This is a genomic window from Candidatus Omnitrophota bacterium, from assembly GCA_028693815.1.
In the GTDB taxonomy this organism is placed as follows: domain Bacteria; phylum Omnitrophota; class Gorgyraeia; order Zapsychrales; family Aceulaceae; genus Aceula.
Window position 1 is genome coordinate 35,550 of record JAQUUP010000003.1, and the last position, 17,547, is coordinate 53,096.

The window sequence follows — 17,547 nt, forward strand, 5'->3', positions numbered from 1 at the left end:
TTTAATTAAAGTCCAACTTTCTTAAAAATCTTATCTCTGTGACGAATATAATATTTCACATCAAAACATGCGTCAATCGCGCCCGGCCCCATATGCTTACGAAGCTTTCGATCACGCTTAAGAACATCTCTAAAATCTGAAGTTTCTTGCCAAACTTGCATCGCACATCGCTGAATAATGTCATATGCATCATCTCGTGTTAATCCTTTTCTCATAAGCTCTAAAAGAATTCTCTGCGAATAAATAAGCCCTCGAGTTTTAGTTAAATTTTGGATCATGTTCTTTGGATAAACCAATAACCCCTCTAAAACAGGAATAAATTTACTAAACATATAATGAAGCGCCATCGTACTATCCGGTAAAATGATACGTTCGACAGAAGAATGACTAATATCCCGTTCGTGCCAAAGATTAATATTTTCAAAGCCAGCTATAACATTTGCTCTTAAAAGACGAGCCAACCCAGAAATTCTCTCGCAAGTAATTGGGTTTCTCTTATGCGGCATCGCAGAAGATCCAATCTGTCCCTTAAAGAAAGGTTCTTCGACTTCTAAAATTTCTGTCTTCTGCAAATGACGAATTTCAGTCGCAAATTTATCTAAAGAACAACCAATAATAGCTATCGTATTTAAAAACTGACAATGAATATCTCTCTGAATAATCTGAGTGGCTACATTCGCAGCCTTCAAACCTAACTTCTGACAGACATACTCTTCAACCGATGGATCCACGTTTGCGTATGTCCCTACAGCACCTGAAAGTTTTCCAATGCGCAAGCTTTCTCTAGCTTGCTGCAAACGCTCTTCATTGCGCACCATTTCGTCATACCAAACAGCTAATTTCAATCCAAAAGTTGTTGGCTCAGCGTGCACACCATGAGAACGAGCAACACAAATTGTATCTTTATATTTTTTAGCTTGTTTCTTTAATGCCTTTAAGGTTTTATCAATATCTGATAATAAAACATCACAAGTTTCAACGCACTGCACAGAGAGCGATGTATCTAAAAGATCGGAAGACGTTAAGCCCATATGAAGATATCGAGCATCAGGGCCAATGCTTTGGCCGACGTTGACAATAAAAGCCACAACATCATGCTTTGTCTTCTCCTCGATTTTTTTAACTTCGTCAAGATCGTATTTGGCCTTCTTCTTGATATTCTCCATAGATTTCTTAGGAATAAGCTTTAACTTGGCCATAGCCTCACAAGCTAAAATCTCAATCTTTAGCATAATATCTAGTTTATGTTTTTCAGACCAAATATTTCCTATCTTCGACAAGGTATAACGTTCTATCATAATTCTTCTCTCCTTTTTTACTATTACCTTTACTTCTTTAAAAAACAAATTTGCCCGAGCACCTTAAGACAATTTCTAATATTGAACTCAAACAATATATCAAAAAAGGTATTTAAGGTCAAACAAAAACGCTTTTAAATATATATATTTAATACTTTATTTTATATAAGTTGTTGGAATACATAAAGATGTGATAATGAAGAATTCTATAGAAAATAGCCAATTTTTATCAAAAATGAGCTAAAAATCAAGTATTTTTGGAATAATCAGAAATAAAGATTTTTCTGCAAACGTTTACGCGCCAACAAGTTTTGTTTTTGATAAAACTCTTCTATTCGAGTTTTCCCTGAAAATATTTGTAACTTACGTCCATACTGTCTTGCAAAATCATGGGATTAACCTCTAAAACCTTGCGCCCGGTTGGACTTTCATAAAAATTAATCAAGTCTTGAAGTTCTTTATCGCTAAAATATTTCTCATAAATCGGTACGAGCTGAAGAACAATATCTTCTACATTAAATGCCTGTGCCAATTTATCCCTATCCTCCTCAGGCGATTGAGCAATCACATTGTCAAAAGTTTTACGCATATTTTCCTTAACCCCAGCAGCTTCCATATAGCGCAGAGCTAAATTTTTACTATCCCCTGAAAGACTTTTTGTCTTTTTGGGCACAGCCACCACCTGTTCAGACGAAGATGCCCCATCGCCGATGCGTTCAATCTCATCGAGATAGTAAGTCAACAAAAGACCATTAGCCTCAATTTTAATTTGGCGCTCTGTTTTCTCAACGATCACACCTGTAACAACACGTCCATTCTTGAGGTAAACTGTTTCTGCAAACACAATGGAAGCCGAATAATATAAAATAAACATACTTACACTTAAAATTAAAAATTTTTTCATAAAATCTCCCCAATAATATTTTTTATGCTTAAACAGAAAATGTTTCTTATTGTATCGCTTTGTATGGCTCTGGTCAAATAATCACTACACTATTAAAAAATTCTTTCCCATCAATAATTAAGTTGAATACAGAACTTTCCTATGATACGATATTTTTCAAAATAACAATAATTTAATTATGATTGAAACTTACAAAAAAAATATCGACAAGAACCTTCAAGCTTTTTTAGAAAAAATTAAGAAAGAATATAAATTTCATCTAGTCTACCCAATTCTTTTTGAAAGCATCAAAGACTTCTGTTCGCGTAAAGGAAAACGCATTCGTCCTCTTTTAATGATTTTAAGCTATCAAGGCTACGCAAAAAAAAGAGTCTCCCCAAAAAACCTTTATACCGCTTCTTCTTGCCTTGAACTTTTACATAATTTCATGCTGATCCATGATGACATTATTGACTGCTCTGATTTAAGGCGTGGAAAACCAACCATTCACAAAATTCTTTCCAAAACAGTTAAAACGAACGATAAAGAAAAGCTTGGCCAAGATCTAGCGATTGTTGCAGGCGACATTGTTTACGCCCTTGCCATTGATGCTTTTTTATCAATTAATGAAAATCATCAGCGCAAAGAGCAAGCTTTAAAATATTTTATTCAAACAGCCGCCTTTACCGCTATGGGAGAATTTATTGATATCGTTCACGGGTTTAAAAAAGTTAGCCATATTAAAGAAAAAGATGTCTTTTTAAATTACAGCTTAAAAACAGCTCGATACACTTTTGAATGCCCGCTAATCATTGGAGCGATTTTGGCCGGAGCCCAAAAGAAAGAAATCAAAAAACTTTCCCGATTAGGACTCCTTACGGGCCAAGCCTTTCAAATCCAAGACGACATATTAGGTGTTTTTGCAACACAAAAAAATATCGGAAAATCAATTCTTAGTGATATCGCTGAATTTAAAAAAACAATTCTTGTTTGCCATGCCTATCGCGAACTTTCAGGACAAAAAAAGAAAAACTTTATTAAATGTTTTGAAAAGCCTAAAAAAACCTACTCAGATTTAACAGCCATTAGAAAGATATTTATTGAATCCGGCAGCCTTCAATATAGCCTAAAAAAAATGAACTCTCTTATTGAGGAATCAAAAGAAATTCTTAAGAAACTTAGAATAAAACCAGAACACAAACACTATATTGAAACCGCCCTTTTTAAACTGTTTGAACAGTCGCAACATACGATGAACACAATACCGTTTGAAACTTAAAATCTTAAACTGATGAAACTAGAAAAAAAAGTATTCTGTCCTAATTGCGATTCGAAATATACAGATCTTGTTTCTTACGTTTATCGATGTTTAGAATCTGAAGATGCTGGACGCAAATTCTTTTCAGATGAAATAGAGACAGAAGTTGCCAAAAAAAAGAAGATCAATCCTGATCGGAGAGAGGAGCTCAAAAAGAAATTGTGTCCTCCGATGGAAGCCAAAATTTCCTTTCCTGCTCTTACCGTTGCCTTAATGGCTTTTTTAATTTCTTGGCTAGTAGTGGGATCTGTCCTTGCAAGTCGTATCGGAGAAAAGACATACTTCTTTCTAACGCTGATTATTGTAGGATCTTTGGCTTATCCGTTTTTTTCAACAATGGAATATATCATTGCGCAAGTTCGAAAAAATTACGCAAAATACAAAAAAGAAAAAAGCATTTGGGTCAAAAAATATTTCTGCTATGACTGTGAACATGTTTTTTCTTTAAAAAAAGAACCAGAAGAAAAATAACTAAATTAATCTGGCCGAAATCTCATCTAGAACAAGCCGTCCTTTCATCGTGCAACAAAGAACGCCTCCCTTGAGCTCAAAAAAACCGTCACTGATAAAACACTCGATTTTCTTTTTCTTTTCAGAGGATATTTTTTGCCCAAATCTCTTCTCGAGGACACCGATCTTAACGCCTTTATTCATCCGCAACCCAATCAACAAGCTTTCCATCATACGAAGACGAACACTTAGCTTCTCTTTTCCCTCAACAGAAGATTTCTTTTTCTGCATCAAGACAATATAATCATAAAGTTTCGAAACATTCCAATAGCGCTCTCCGTCCAAATGAGAGTGCGCGCCGACGCCAAAACCAACATAATTCCCACCATTCCAATAAATACAATTATGCAACGATTGCTTTTTATCTGATGCAAAATTGCTAATTTCATACTGGCAAAATCCTTTTTTTTCAAGAAACTTAACAACGAAAACATAAAATCTTGCCAAAGCATCCCCTGTAGGAAGAATTACTTTTGTCCGATAAAACTTACTATGCGGATCAATCGTTAACGTATAAAGAGAAAGATGTTCGCTTTTTAAATCCACCATCTTTTTAAGATCAATCGCAAGCTCTTGAGTAGTCTGTCCTGGAAAACCATACATAAAATCAAGATTAATATTTGAAAATCCAGCCTTGCGTAGAATAAAAAAAGATTTTCTGATATCGCTACAACAATGTGTTCGTCCTAAGAATTTCAAATATTTATTGCTAAAACTTTGCGCACCTAAGCTGACCCGATTAACCCCCAAGGATCTTAGTAATTTCGCTTTCTTTAAATCAATTAAATCAGGATTTATCTCAAATGTGATTTCGCATTTTTTATCAATAACAAAATTATCTTTAATCATATAAAAAAGTTTTTTTATTTGTCTTTCATCCAAAAAGCTCGGAGTCCCTCCTCCAATATAAATTGTTTTTATTTTTTTCTTTGAATGCTTCTTCATTTCTGAATTTAAACTATCTAAATATTGATTAACACGATGATTTTTTGCAACACTAATAACAAAAGAACAAAAAAAGCATTTTTGTTTGCAGAAAGGAATATGAATATAAATAGAAGAAAAATTCTTTATCATTTTTATTCTTTTTTTATCTTATATCTTACGATTTTTCTCGTCGGTATAATAAAATATTATTTTCAAGATTATATTAATCATTCTATAGCGTTTCATACCAAAACTCAACAAAAGTATTATTTTTAAAGAAAAATAATTTTAAAAAAATAAAAAATATTTTTTGCATCATAAAAAATAAGATGCTAATATAAAAATAACAATTACGAAAGGAGGAATCCCGATGGTCGTAAAAAAGAAAGCGCCAGCTAAGAAAAAAGTGGCAAAGAAGAAAGTAGCAAAGAAGAAAGTAGCAAAGAAAAAGGTTGCAAAAAAGAAAGTAACTAAAGCAAAAAAGAAATAAACGCAACTTATAGATTTTAAATAAAAACCCTCCATATTTTGGAGGGTTTTTATTTTTCTTAATTATTATTTTTAATTAAAGAAATTATAAAAAAGCCCTGCATTTTAAATGCAGGGCTTTTTATTAAATTAATAACTACCTTTATTTCTTTGCAACTTTCTTAGAAGCTTTTCTTTTTGATGGAGGTTTTGGTTTGCTTATTTTAGATTTTGCTTTCTTTTCTTTTGAAAGACTTCCTGGCAAATGATACTTTATCCATCCTTCAGAATAAAGTCGCACCCATTCATCCGTTGCTCTTTCTATGCCTATGCTATAACCAGCTTTTTGGCTTTCAATCCAAAGATGCTTATGAATTTCTTCAGCAACTCTTTTATCTTTTAAAAGCTCTCTGATCTGCGTAATCTTCATACATCCCCCTTTAAATGTTTAATGTCTATATTTTAAAATCTCTTTTTGCATGATTATCTTAGTTTAGAAAATAAAGAAATTCAATATAAATTATTTTTTTTATCCTTAAGCAGTTTTTGATAAATCTCTACATCTTGCTGAGAAAAACAAGCAAAATAAACTTCCTCTAATTTGGAAGCTTTCAGGCATTCCTTTACCGCCTTAACAGCAATTTGAGCTGCCCTTAACTTTGGAAACCGATAAACACCTGTGCTAATACAAGGAAAAGCAAGCGTTCTTACCTTGTGCTCACCAGCAATCTTAAGACTACACCTGTAACAGCTATCCAACAGCCTATCTTCACCTTTTGTGCCGCCAAACCACACAGGCCCAACAGTATGAATCACATATTTAGCCAAAAGATCATATCCTTTTGTTATTTTTGCATCTCCGGTCACACATTCTTTTAGCTTACGGCACTCTTCTAAAAGCTTTGGGCCAGCCGCTCTGTGAATCGCCCCATCAACGCCACCACCTCCAAGCAAAGACCGGTTAGCCGCATTAACAATTGCATCAACCGAAAGCGTAGTAATATCTTGCAGAATAACTTGAATAGTGCACATATGTATTATGAAGAAAAAAATGGAATGAAAACAACCGATAACATCGCTAAAAACATAGTCAGAACTCCAACGATAAAACCGACACGAAGCCATTGCATAAAATCAACCTTTAGATTTCTTTCCTTTTCTAACAGTCCTAAAGCAACGATATTCGCAGTAGATCCAATTAATGTAATGTTTCCTCCGTAACACGCACCAAAAAGAAGCGCCCACCACAAAGACTTCATGTTAACATGGAGTGCACCCAAGCTCTGAACAATCGGCACATATGAAGCAACAGCCACAACGTTATCAACACCACTCGAAAAAAAACCGCTAGACATTAAGACAATACCAGACAAAACTTGCGGATAGCTTCCGATAGATCCTATCATTTTCTGTGCAACAAAACTTGCAATGCCTGTTGACTGAATAACACCAGCTTGCGCAAATAAAAACATAAAAAATAAAATCGACGGCCACTCAACCTCACGTTCAATATAATGCCTTGCCTTATCATGACGATACGCCATAACAATCCCCGCCGAAATAACTGGGATCATAAAAAGCAACGTATTTTCTGTTAAACCAAGAAGCATCTCTAATCTTTTGTGTAACGAAATCAAAAGAATGGTTACCGCAAAAATTCCAATGCTGATTTTAGTGCGCCTGTCAGGTGGAATAGAAATTAAATAAAGAAAACTTTTATCATCTTGATAATCTTTGAGCTTGCCACAAACATCTTTGATGCTTCTTTGGTAATAAATAAGAATAATGCAAATTACTAAAATTAAAGCTAATAATGATACCGGTAATGCATGAATTAAAAAATCTTCGAAAGACAGCTTGCCTCGTGCCGCAATCAAAACACCAACAGGATTTCCCAAAACAGTTGCCGCTGATCCAATGTTAGTTGCCATAATCGATGAAATAATAAGCGGGATCGGATCTACTTCTAAAAAGTCACAAATATTCAGGATAACCGTTGCCACAACAATAATAGAGGCGACCTCTCCCATAAGTCCAGACAAAAAAGCTGATGTCAACATAGTCAAAATATAAAGCTTCATTCCATTTAAGTTCTTAATACGTAAAACAAGTGTAACTAACCATGTAAAAAGACCTGCCTCTTTCATCATGCCAACAATAATCATCATGGAAATCAAAAACAAAATAACATCAAGAGAGGCGAAAAGAATAAAATCATTTAGGTGAACAGCATTCATCATCAGTAAAATACCGCTTCCGATAAAAACAAAACTTAATCGAAAATCCCAAAAGAAAAGTGTTCCTAAAACAGAGGTGGCAAATACAGAAACAATAAGCGCCTGCTGAGTGCTAAGACCAATATACGCACCCAAAGCACCAATTGCTAATGAAAGTGTAATAAGCCATAAGAATTTCTTACGCATAGAACCTTCCTTTTATTGTTAATCTCATCTCTAATAAAAAAATCATCAATATATTTTAAAACATTTCTTTAACATCGGTTAAAGAAAAGAACATTTGCCTCTGCTGCCCCTTTGAGTCAAATTGATTCTCTAAATAAACAATTAAATTCTTAAACCCTTAGATAGAATAAGCTAACATTCGGATTTACTTTGCGGAAGGAATACTTAAAACCAAGCCGCGGCAATAGATTATTTCTTGTCAATAACCTGAATTAAAATTGTAACTTTTTGACCTTCTGGATTAGCGGTCAGCTCAACATAAACATTGTCTCCCGGAAACAACTCATCCATCTCAACCTCATTACCATTCTTCGTGATTTTTGTTTCAGAATCTATGAAACAATTAACCTCTTCAAAGCTTTCGGCAAGTTTACTCATAGTACGTTTAACAATAACCATCGATACATCTGGATCAATGTCATAAATCTCGCCATGAAAAGAATATTCTGTATCTTGAGCATAACTAAACAAATTTAAGAAACTGCTAAAAAGTAACATCAATACAAAACATATCACAAAAGAAATAATAACTGCCGTCCTCTTCATGCATCTCCTTCTCTTATTTTAAACTAAACCAATAACATGCACATGTCACATTTTATTCTGCCACAACAAGAGAGCCTTCTAAAAAACCACCTTCTTTCGCATAAACCGCAACTTTAATAACATCGCCAACCTTAGCCGTAACTGCAATATCTTGAATAAACATTAAATGGTCTCTCTGTTTGCCATAATATTTCTTCTCAGGTACTCCTCTATTAATCGATATTGTCACTTTATGAATATACTCATTATTTCGATTATCGCAAACATGCTCTACCTCAACATGCAACATCTGGCTCTGAAGATCGTAGCTTAAATTCATGTTTCTTGGCGGCTTAGCTTTAGCAACATTCACCATTACAAAAAACCCTACAACAACCATCAATATAATTAGTATCTTTTGTCTGCTCACTTAACTCCTCTTAAAAATAAATTAAACAAATACAACGAATTTACCCCAGGCTTAACTCTCAGAAATAAAAAGATCTCCTTACTTCTTTTTCGGATCAGGCGGAACATCTTTCGTCTTAAAAAGAATTTTCCAAGGATTTCGCTTTAAGTCATCACTAAACTCTTCAAAATTCTGAGATGTTTCTTCAAAATTCTTTATTGTTTGGCGCAAGCCTTCCTGATTATCAGAAATAGTATCATTTAAATTCGCAAGAAGCGAATCAAAATTCTTTATAGCCATGTTAATATTTTCTTTGTTTTCCTCAGCAATGGCATTTAAATTTCGAATAAAAACATCTAAATCAATATAGTCTTCACCTTTAAGAATTGCTCCAGAAGAAACAAAATTACTATTATCTGAAGACATAATCTGAATATATTTCTCCCCCATTAATCCCATCATCTTAATCGATATCTTTGAACCTTCTCGAATCTTTGCTTGGTTTTCAAGCCAAAGCTTTAAGGTGATCTGTGTTTTTCCATCCTTATAAGATGGAGTAATTTCGTCTACCTTCCCGACCTCAAGACCATTGAGCATAACAGGCGCTTTCGGCTCGAGCCCTGCAGATTCCTCAAAAACAACAGAAACAAAATATCCTTTGTCGCTTTTAATATCAAGCTTACCAGTGCTATACATCATATAAAGAAATCCTAAAACACAAAAAATAACAAAAAACCCTACCTTAAATTCATTAGTCCATTTCTTTTTTCTCATAACACTCCCCTTAAATGAGCAGTTAAGTTACAAAGCTTAAAAAGCGACGCAACTTAGAGCTGCGAATTTACTCCGCACGTGAAACGTGTCAGAGTTTCATTAAATAGATATTTTGCAAAAACTAAATTTACAAGACAGCTTCTTGCCCAGATTCTTTTTGTTCTTCAATAAAATTAATCGGTCCATCTGGATTCCCATTAATAAACTGACGCACAAAAGGATTTTTAGAATCTTTGATCTCCTGCGGCGTTCCGATCTCAATTACACGTCCTTGGTGAATCATAGCAATACGATCTGCAATCTTAAAAACGCTATGCATGTCATGCGTCACCACGACAGATGTAATCATCAGCTTAACGCTTAAGTCCTTAATTAATTTATCAGTAATACCGCCGACGACAGGATCAAGACCGCTTGTCGGTTCATCATAAAATACAATATCTGGATCAAGCGCGATCGCACGAGCTAGCCCAACACGTTTGCGCATCCCACCTGAGATTTCAGACGGATAATAATGCTCAAATCCTCTTAATCCCACAAGAGACAATTTCATTTTGATGATAATTTCAATAATTTCATCTGCCAGCTTAGTGTGCTCACGCAATGGAAGAGCAACATTTTCTTCGATTGTTAAAGAATCCAAAAGCGCAGAATACTGGAAAGACATACCAAACGTCTTTTTAACTTCGTCTAATTCATTAGGAGAAATATCAGCGATATTTTTACCCTTAATAAAAATATTGCCTTGATCGGGACAAATCGCACCTGTCATATGACGCAACAGTGTGCTTTTCCCCGACCCCGAACAACCCATGATCACAAACGTCTCTCCACAAACAACATCTAAAGAAACATTATCTATAATTTTTCTACCCTGAAAAGATTTTGTGACATTTTCGAGAGAAACAACACTTTGGCCATGACACTCTTTAATAGTCATAAAACTCCCATTTTAATAATCTTAAATTAATTAAAGAAATAAAAAAATGCTGTTAGCAAACAATCCGCCGCAATAATCAAAATAAAGCTAATGACAACGCTACGCGTTGTCGCGCGCCCAACCCCCTCTGCTCCGCCTTTAGTCGTTAGTCCTTCATAGCATGAAACCAATGCAATAATAATACCGAAGACAAATGCCTTTAGGAGCCCCGTGTTGATATCTTTAAGTTCTAAATATTTAAATGTGACCTGCATATATAAATCAGGATTGATGTTCATGCTTCCAGTCCCAATTAAAAATCCTCCGAAAATGCCAGAAAGATTTCCCAATACCGTTAACGCTGGAAGCATCACAACCAAAGCTAAAAACCGGGGAACAGCAAGAAAACGAACAGGATTAATCGCCATTGTCTCAAGAGCTTCGATTTGCTCTGTGACCTTCATGGTCCCAAGTTCTGCTGCGATCGCAGAACCTGCACGACCAGCAACAACCAAAGCCGTTAAAACAGGCGAAAGCTCTCGGCACAAAGACACCGCAACTAACGATGCCACATAAAGCTTTGCACCCATTTTCTCTAGAATATAAGCACTTTGCATCGCAAGAACAATCCCTGTAAAAAAATCAACAAAGAAAACAATTACAATAGAACAAATCCCAACAAAAATCATCTGGTGAGTAATACTTTCTCTTCGAGAAAACTTGCCTAAAAAAGGACCCACGAAAAGCCAATAAAGAATATCAACAAAAAGAATAACAACACCTTTTACCCAAAGTGCATATTCAATAATAAATCTTCCCAAATAACTAATCATGCAAAATCCCCTATGGCTTTTTCTTTGGAATCATAAATCTCAAAAAGCTTATTTAATTTTGTAATCTCAAAGATATTCTTAACTTTTTGATCCAACTGGCTTATTTTCAAATGACCGTCAATTCTTTTAAGCCTTTGAAACATTTCAATCAATGTCGCGAGACCCGAGCTGTCAATGTATGGCACGGCACTAAAATCAACCACAACTTTTTTTTCATTCGTAGAAATAAGCTGATCAAATGCTTTGCGCAAGTCCGGAGAATTATTGATATCGATCTCTCCGGTAATCGTGCAAAGAGCAACGTCATTATTCTTTTGAATATTAATTTCCACAAGAACTCTCCTTGTTTAAAAATTTTATCATCTTTAGCCTGCGACCTCCATCAAAAAACTCAACTTTATCCATCTGCTCTTTAATCAAAAAAACGCCTCTTCCGCAAAGCTTGCACAAATTTTTTTCAATCGTTGGATCCTCAAGGCTCCCTAAATCAAAACCTTGCCCTTGATCCTCAAGATCAATCTCAATGCAATCTGAGTTTATTCTAACTTGAGTTGTAACGTTTAATCTTTCATCAAGTTTATTTCCGTGCTTAATAGAATTAACCAGAGCCTCCTCGAGACATAGCTTTATTTCAAATATTTTTTGTTCTTCGATTTTGTTTCTTTTAAGAAGAGAAACAACCTCAGAAAGAAAATCCGGGATCACATTAAGGCGAGATGGTAATATTCTTAAAATTTCCATATTTGACTTGAAAGCCTATCTTAAGAAAGAATTTATGAAATTGTGGATTTCTTGTATTATATCGATATTTATATTTAGTAGCAAGAAAATAAAGGAAGGGTTTTAAAATAAGGGATAACTATTAGAATATCTTGCCTGCCCATAAAGCAATAACGATTTCAATTCACAGATTCCCTGTTTTTACTAATTCAATAGATCCGACAAAGAGGAATTCTTGCTCTTTTTTGCTGCTAGATTTCCAGCATTACTACTGCAAATATTTTATTCCCCTTATAAAATTTGAGAACCACCCAATCAACAAAATAACATATGCCAATAATTATTTATTTTTACGTTTATAGAAAGGAGAGTCTTTTCTTGGGGCAACATTTCTTTTTTTGTCGCCAAACTTCTTTTTAAAAGGACGATCTTCACTAGATCTCGTCTCTCGGTTACCATCATAATCTTTCTTTGGACCACCAAAACCTCGAGCGCCCTCTCCAGGACGGTTTTCAGAACGATAACTAGACCGAAAGCTTCTTTCTCCAGATCCTTCGCTCTGAGATCTACTCTTAGAATAATGACTCAGACGATAAGGCCGATCAGGCGACGGGAACGATCTTGACTGATATTTTTCCCTAGAAGATTTTTCTCGAGACTGACTAATCAAAATATCTATCTTTTTATCTAAAGAATCCAACTGCTGACGCATCTTTTTGATCAAAGCAAAAACATCAGGTTCAGCGTTCTGAGACGTTGATTCATCGTCATTTTTTAACTGCTCACTCATTTTTTCTCTTTTCTTTAACAAATAACTCTTTAAAAAACTTTCTTTTGCAATACATCGTTAACTGCCATTTTTATCCCTTTTTAAAGGCAATACTCCGGCCATCTCCCCAATGACATTAACCAACTCTGTATCTTGAGGAATAACAATTTTAGCATTATTTTCCAAGGAAACTTCCACCGTCTGAAGCTTTCTTAAAAGCTGCGCGTTTCCGACAAAATATTTATCGGCCGCCTCATTAACCAACTGGATCGCTTCGGCTTCACCTTGAGCTTGTAAAATACGGGCCTGCCTAACACCTTCAGCTTCTTTAATCTTTGCCCTCTTTTCACCATCAGCAACAGTTTCTCGAGCTGTTGCAAAATCAACCGCAGCAACTTTCTCATTTTCCGCTTTAACAACCTTGTTCATTGTTTCCTGTACGTCTTGCGGTGGCTCAATTTCTTTAAGCTCTGTGCGAACAATTTCTATTCCCCAACTTTGAGTTTCCTCTTTAAGGGTTGCATGTAATTCAGAGTTAATTTTACCTCTCTCGCTATTAGCAGATTTTAAAGTTAATGTACCAATAATATTTCTTAATGTTGTCCGTGCTAAATTAACAATTTGCCACTGATAATTATTCACATTATATTGCGAACTCTTAACGCTCTCTTCCTCAAGTTTAACTTTAAAATAGACCTGTGCATCAACGCTGGCATTCAAGTTATCATTTGTAATAATTTCTTGGCGTTCCGCATCAATCATTTGTTCGGTTATGTTCACAATATACATTTTTTCAATAATAGGAAAAATCCAATGAAACCCTGGTCCTGCAAAGCGATCATATTTACCAAGTCTCTCAACCAAGCCTCGGTGTGTCGGTCTTATAATCTTTATGCCATTAAAAAATACAAAAATTACAGCCCCAACCAAGAAATACATAATATTCATAATCTGCCCCTTTCCTTAATTTAAAAATATTTACTTTATTTATAGTTACCAAATTGTTATTCGAAGTGCAATTATTATATATAGCAAATCAAAGACAGTAAAGGTTAATTTATCGACTAAAAATCCTCTGCACTCTAAAAGCAAGATTAGAAAATTTTTCTCGAAACTACTATCAACGGGGTGACCAGGCGAACTAAATTAAAACTTTTTTGCCGGCAAATCACGGCGTTGCGCCATAGCCTTGATCCCACACACATCTTTTTTATTTCTACGCACCCAATTCTTCCAACTGTTCCCATCGCTGATAAGCTTTGGAAAGCTCATCAACAATCACCTTAGAACGTATCTGGGCTGCTACTGCTTTTTGAGGATCTTTTTGATATAAGCCGATATCACTTATAAGTGCGCAAATCTTTTCTTGTTCTTCCTCAAGCTTCTGAATTTGATTAGGTAACTTTTCTAACTCTTTTTGTTCGTTAAAGGAAAGCTTACGCCTAACAATCCCTTCTTCTGCTCTTTTAAGTTTAGGATTCACTTTAAGCTTAGATTTCTTTAGTTTGTTTACTTTGCTCTGAAAAAGCCAATCATCATAACCACCAGCATATTCATAAACGTCCCCTTTGCCTTCAACAACAATCGTCGACGTAATCACATTATCTAAAAAAACACGATCGTGACTCACTAAAATCAAAGTCCCAGAATACTCCATCAAAAGCTCTTCAAGCAACTCCTGAGTTTCAATATCCAAATCATTCGTTGGCTCATCCATTATCAAAAAATTAAAAGGCTTCGTAAAAAGACGAGCCAAAAGAATGCGATTGCGCTCACCACCTGAAAGAACTTTGACAGGAGTCCGCGCCCGATCTGGTGTAAACAAAAAATCCTGTAAATACCCAATGGCATGTTTTGGCTTTCCGTTGATCATCACGGTGTCTCCACCTCTGGTAACATTTTCAATAACAGTCTTTTCTTCATCTAATTGTTCGCGCAGCTGATCATAATAAAGAACTTCTAAATTTGTACCCAAACGAACCTTGCCTTTGTGTGGCTGCAATTCATTCATTAAAAGACGCAACAATGTCGTCTTGCCGCTACCATTCGCGCCAATGACACCAATCCTGTCTCCGCGCATAATTTGGGCTGAAAAATCTTTAATAATACAATCGTCTCCATAACTAAAACTTAAGTGTTCGACCTTAACAACCAAACGACCCGAAGCACCAGCTTCTTGAGCTTGAATGCGCGCTTGACCAATTTGCTCACGTTGAGCTTTTTTCTCTTCACGCATATGCTCAAGAGCCTTAACCCGTCCTTCATTGCGCGTACGTCGCGCTTTGATGCCTTTGCAAATCCATACTTCTTCTTCAGCCAATTTTTTAGCAAAAACAACACGCTGAGCAGATTCAACTTCCAACGCCATTTGTTTACGTTTCAAAAATGTTGGATAATCGCACGTCCAGTTAAAAATCTTGCCACGATCAAGCTCCATAATACGAGTTGCTAAATTAGTCATAAATCTGCGATCATGTGTAACAAAAAATAATGTGCCAGAATAATTCTTTAGAAAATCTTCCAACCAATTAATCGTATCAATATCCAAATGATTGGTAGGCTCATCAAGAAGTAAAATCTCGGGCTTAATCACTAGCGCTTTAGCCAAAAGCACTCTGCGCTTTTGTCCACCTGATAAAGTTTCAAAATCATCTTCCCCGTTTAACTTCAAATGAGAAAGCACATTCTCCGTTTCAGCATCTAGATCCCACCCGTCGGTATGGTTGAGCTCTTCTTGCAAGCGGTCAAGCTCTTGCATAAGCTTAGATGTATTCTCAGTGTGTAAACGATGGACGACGTGATGATAATCGCTCAAAAGCTTAGCGCGTTCCCCAAGACCAGAAAATACAATATCAAATACTGTACCTTTAATGTCATGTGGCACTTCCTGCGGTAAATGCGTAACCTTAATATTTTTTTGATAAATGATCTCGCCCGAAAAAACTTCTATTTGGCCAGCCATAACTTTCATCAGTGTGGTTTTGCCAGTGCCATTTCGACCAAGCAAAGCTACCCTCTCGCCTAGCTCCAACTGCAAGCTTACCCCGTCAAACAATAACGGTCCACCAAATGCGAGTGAAATTTCTTGCAAACTAATAAGTGCCATAATTTTCCTTTAAACCCATTACCCTTTTTCAAAAATAATTATCCTTATTTATGCGCTTATTTACAAATTAAGTTTTGCCAACCTTAAACTTTTTCCCTTCCAGATCTTTTAATGTCTCGCTCCCTATGTCTCTCTTCCTTAGCAGCAGCCACGCGCGCTTTATCTTTTTTGCTCATACGCAAACCTTTGACAGGAGGCTTACCTTTCGCTTTTAGCAAAGGATCTCCCTTTAATTCAAAACCATTTATAGATTCTCTTTTTAAACGCATCTGCGTTCTTTTTTCAATTAATGCAAAATGTGCCTGATCTTCATGACCAATAAAAGTTATTGCTTCTCCGGGCTCTCCCGCCCTTGCCGTACGCCCAATGCGATGAATATAATCATCTGGCGAGCGAGGCAAATCATAATTAACGACATACGGCAATTTATTAATATCAATCCCGCGGGCAGCTAAATCTGTTGCAACTAAAACATTAAATTTCTTTTTCTTAAAATCACCTAAAACTTGCGTTCGTTGCGCCTGAGTTAGTCCACCATGAAAGGCTTCTGCATCAATGTTCAGCTTATTAAGTTTCGCAGCCATAACATCAGAGTCTCGCGCCTTTGCCACAAAAACCAACACGTGTTGCCAGCCTTCCACTTGAATCAAATGACGCAACAACGGCCCTCTATTAAAACGATTGACTTCAATAGCCCGCTGGCAAATATGATCAACCGTTAAAACAGTATCTTCTATTTTAATATTCACAGCTTCAGGCATAAAACTCTGCGCTAATGCTTGAACCTTATCGCTCATCGTTGCTGAAAATAATAAATTCTGCCTTTTCTTCGGCAATAAATTTAAAACAGATTCTATTTCTTTGGAAAATCCCAAATCAAACATCTTATCAGCTTCATCAATAACCAAAAATCTAAGAAAATTAAAATCAACTCTCTGACGCTGCGCCACATCCAATAGCCGCCCTGGTGTCGCCACAACAATATCCACTCCATGAATTAAAGCTCTTGATTGCACATCAATGTTCGATCCACCAACAATCAATGCCGTCTTTTTTGGCTTAGTTAAATGTCGTCCATAAATTTTTATCACACTGCTAACCTGACCAGCTAATTCGCGCGTTGGCATCAAAATAAGCGCCTTGATCGTTTTGCGTTCTTGATCAGGACAGTCCTGCAATAACTGTAAAATCGGCAACACAAAACTCGCTGTTTTTCCTGTTCCTGTCTTAGCTTCAGCAATGACATTCTTCCCATCAAGAATAAATGGAATAACTTGCGCCTGAATGTCTGTTGGTTTCTGATATCCAGCATATTCCACAGCCTTCAATAAATCTTTAGATAATCCTAATATTGAAAATGACATAGCGAATATAATAACTTAAACTTCTCGCCATGTATACTATATAAAAATTTCACCAAAATCAGGCTGGATTCTTATTTCTAAGATAAAATTGGAAAAAATCGTTTTTTATGTAGGAACCACAACAGATAAGTGAAATTACGCCCGAAATCCAGATGCAACAGAAGTTAACGATAAAAATTTAAAAGGGCTAAATCATTTTTTTTCAATGATTTAGCCCATACCCATTCAACAGAAAACTGGGGTCCCGCGCCAGTATGAAAAC

General features: G+C 35.7%; 19 protein-coding genes. 2 read left to right on the plus strand and 17 right to left on the minus strand.

Annotated elements, in window-relative coordinates; genetic code table 11:
• Window positions 1-5: 5 nt before the first annotated feature.
• Both purB and PHY73_01565 read right to left on the minus strand, forming a co-directional pair.
• Window positions 6-1,298 carry an adenylosuccinate lyase gene (gene purB, locus PHY73_01560; GenBank protein ID MDD3374395.1) on the minus strand — a complete coding sequence of 431 codons (1,293 nt, stop codon included), beginning with the start codon at window positions 1,296-1,298 and terminating at the stop codon, window positions 6-8.
• A 331-nt stretch (window positions 1,299-1,629) separates the two neighbouring features.
• Window positions 1,630-2,202 carry a DUF2059 domain-containing protein gene (locus tag PHY73_01565; protein ID MDD3374396.1) on the minus strand — a complete coding sequence of 191 codons (573 nt, stop codon included), beginning with the start codon at window positions 2,200-2,202 and terminating at the stop codon, window positions 1,630-1,632.
• 178 nt (window positions 2,203-2,380) lie between these two features.
• Here PHY73_01565 and PHY73_01570 point away from each other — a divergent pair, with 178 nt between their 5' ends.
• Both PHY73_01570 and PHY73_01575 read left to right on the plus strand, forming a co-directional pair.
• Window positions 2,381-3,460, plus strand: a complete 1,080-nt coding sequence (locus PHY73_01570) for a polyprenyl synthetase family protein (GenBank protein MDD3374397.1) — start codon at window positions 2,381-2,383, stop codon at window positions 3,458-3,460.
• Between the two features lie 12 nt (window positions 3,461-3,472).
• Window positions 3,473-3,970 carry a hypothetical protein gene (locus PHY73_01575; protein ID MDD3374398.1) on the plus strand — a complete coding sequence of 166 codons (498 nt, stop codon included), beginning with the start codon at window positions 3,473-3,475 and terminating at the stop codon, window positions 3,968-3,970.
• On the opposite strand, the gene hemW is transcribed toward PHY73_01575, so the two are convergent.
• From hemW to PHY73_01650, 15 genes are all read right to left on the minus strand, one after another.
• On the minus strand, window positions 3,971-5,086 hold the full coding sequence (hemW, locus tag PHY73_01580; GenBank protein MDD3374399.1) for a radical SAM family heme chaperone HemW: 1,116 nt from the start codon (window positions 5,084-5,086) through the stop codon (window positions 3,971-3,973).
• Window positions 5,087-5,567: 481 nt separating this feature from the next.
• Window positions 5,568-5,834, minus strand: coding sequence for a hypothetical protein (locus PHY73_01585; GenBank protein ID MDD3374400.1), 267 nt, complete (start codon window positions 5,832-5,834; stop codon window positions 5,568-5,570).
• Between the two features lie 80 nt (window positions 5,835-5,914).
• Window positions 5,915-6,436 (minus strand): O-acetyl-ADP-ribose deacetylase, encoded by a 522-nt coding sequence (locus tag PHY73_01590; protein ID MDD3374401.1) that lies wholly within the window; start codon window positions 6,434-6,436, stop codon window positions 5,915-5,917.
• Between the two features lie 5 nt (window positions 6,437-6,441).
• The gene (locus PHY73_01595; GenBank protein MDD3374402.1) at window positions 6,442-7,827 is read right to left on the minus strand and encodes an SLC13 family permease; all 1,386 of its coding nucleotides are present in this window, start codon (window positions 7,825-7,827) and stop codon (window positions 6,442-6,444) included.
• Window positions 7,828-8,055: 228 nt separating this feature from the next.
• On the minus strand, window positions 8,056-8,412 hold the full coding sequence (locus PHY73_01600; protein ID MDD3374403.1) for a hypothetical protein: 357 nt from the start codon (window positions 8,410-8,412) through the stop codon (window positions 8,056-8,058).
• A 52-nt stretch (window positions 8,413-8,464) separates the two neighbouring features.
• Window positions 8,465-8,821, minus strand: a complete 357-nt coding sequence (locus tag PHY73_01605) for a hypothetical protein (GenBank protein ID MDD3374404.1) — start codon at window positions 8,819-8,821, stop codon at window positions 8,465-8,467.
• A gap of 78 nt (window positions 8,822-8,899) precedes the next feature.
• The gene (locus PHY73_01610) at window positions 8,900-9,574 is read right to left on the minus strand and encodes an MlaD family protein (protein ID MDD3374405.1); all 675 of its coding nucleotides are present in this window, start codon (window positions 9,572-9,574) and stop codon (window positions 8,900-8,902) included.
• A 127-nt stretch (window positions 9,575-9,701) separates the two neighbouring features.
• Window positions 9,702-10,514 carry an ABC transporter ATP-binding protein gene (locus PHY73_01615; protein ID MDD3374406.1) on the minus strand — a complete coding sequence of 271 codons (813 nt, stop codon included), beginning with the start codon at window positions 10,512-10,514 and terminating at the stop codon, window positions 9,702-9,704.
• A gap of 26 nt (window positions 10,515-10,540) precedes the next feature.
• Complete coding sequence (locus tag PHY73_01620; protein MDD3374407.1) at window positions 10,541-11,326, minus strand: ABC transporter permease; 786 nt, start codon at window positions 11,324-11,326, stop codon at window positions 10,541-10,543.
• Window positions 11,323-11,658 (minus strand): STAS domain-containing protein, encoded by a 336-nt coding sequence (locus tag PHY73_01625; protein ID MDD3374408.1) that lies wholly within the window; start codon window positions 11,656-11,658, stop codon window positions 11,323-11,325. Before PHY73_01625 ends, PHY73_01620 begins: the two co-directional genes overlap by 4 nt.
• Window positions 11,648-12,067, minus strand: coding sequence for an ATP-binding protein (locus tag PHY73_01630; protein MDD3374409.1), 420 nt, complete (start codon window positions 12,065-12,067; stop codon window positions 11,648-11,650). Before PHY73_01630 ends, PHY73_01625 begins: the two co-directional genes overlap by 11 nt.
• A 319-nt stretch (window positions 12,068-12,386) precedes the next feature.
• On the minus strand, window positions 12,387-12,836 hold the full coding sequence (locus tag PHY73_01635; protein MDD3374410.1) for a hypothetical protein: 450 nt from the start codon (window positions 12,834-12,836) through the stop codon (window positions 12,387-12,389).
• Between the two features lie 57 nt (window positions 12,837-12,893).
• Entirely contained in the window at window positions 12,894-13,763 is an 870-nt protein-coding gene (locus tag PHY73_01640; GenBank protein MDD3374411.1) for an SPFH/Band 7/PHB domain protein, read from the minus strand.
• A gap of 268 nt (window positions 13,764-14,031) precedes the next feature.
• Complete coding sequence (locus tag PHY73_01645; GenBank protein MDD3374412.1) at window positions 14,032-15,921, minus strand: ATP-binding cassette domain-containing protein; 1,890 nt, start codon at window positions 15,919-15,921, stop codon at window positions 14,032-14,034.
• A gap of 83 nt (window positions 15,922-16,004) precedes the next feature.
• Window positions 16,005-17,285: a DEAD/DEAH box helicase gene (locus PHY73_01650; protein ID MDD3374413.1), complete on the minus strand. Its 1,281-nt coding sequence runs from the start codon at window positions 17,283-17,285 to the stop codon at window positions 16,005-16,007.
• Window positions 17,286-17,547 lie beyond the last annotated feature (262 nt).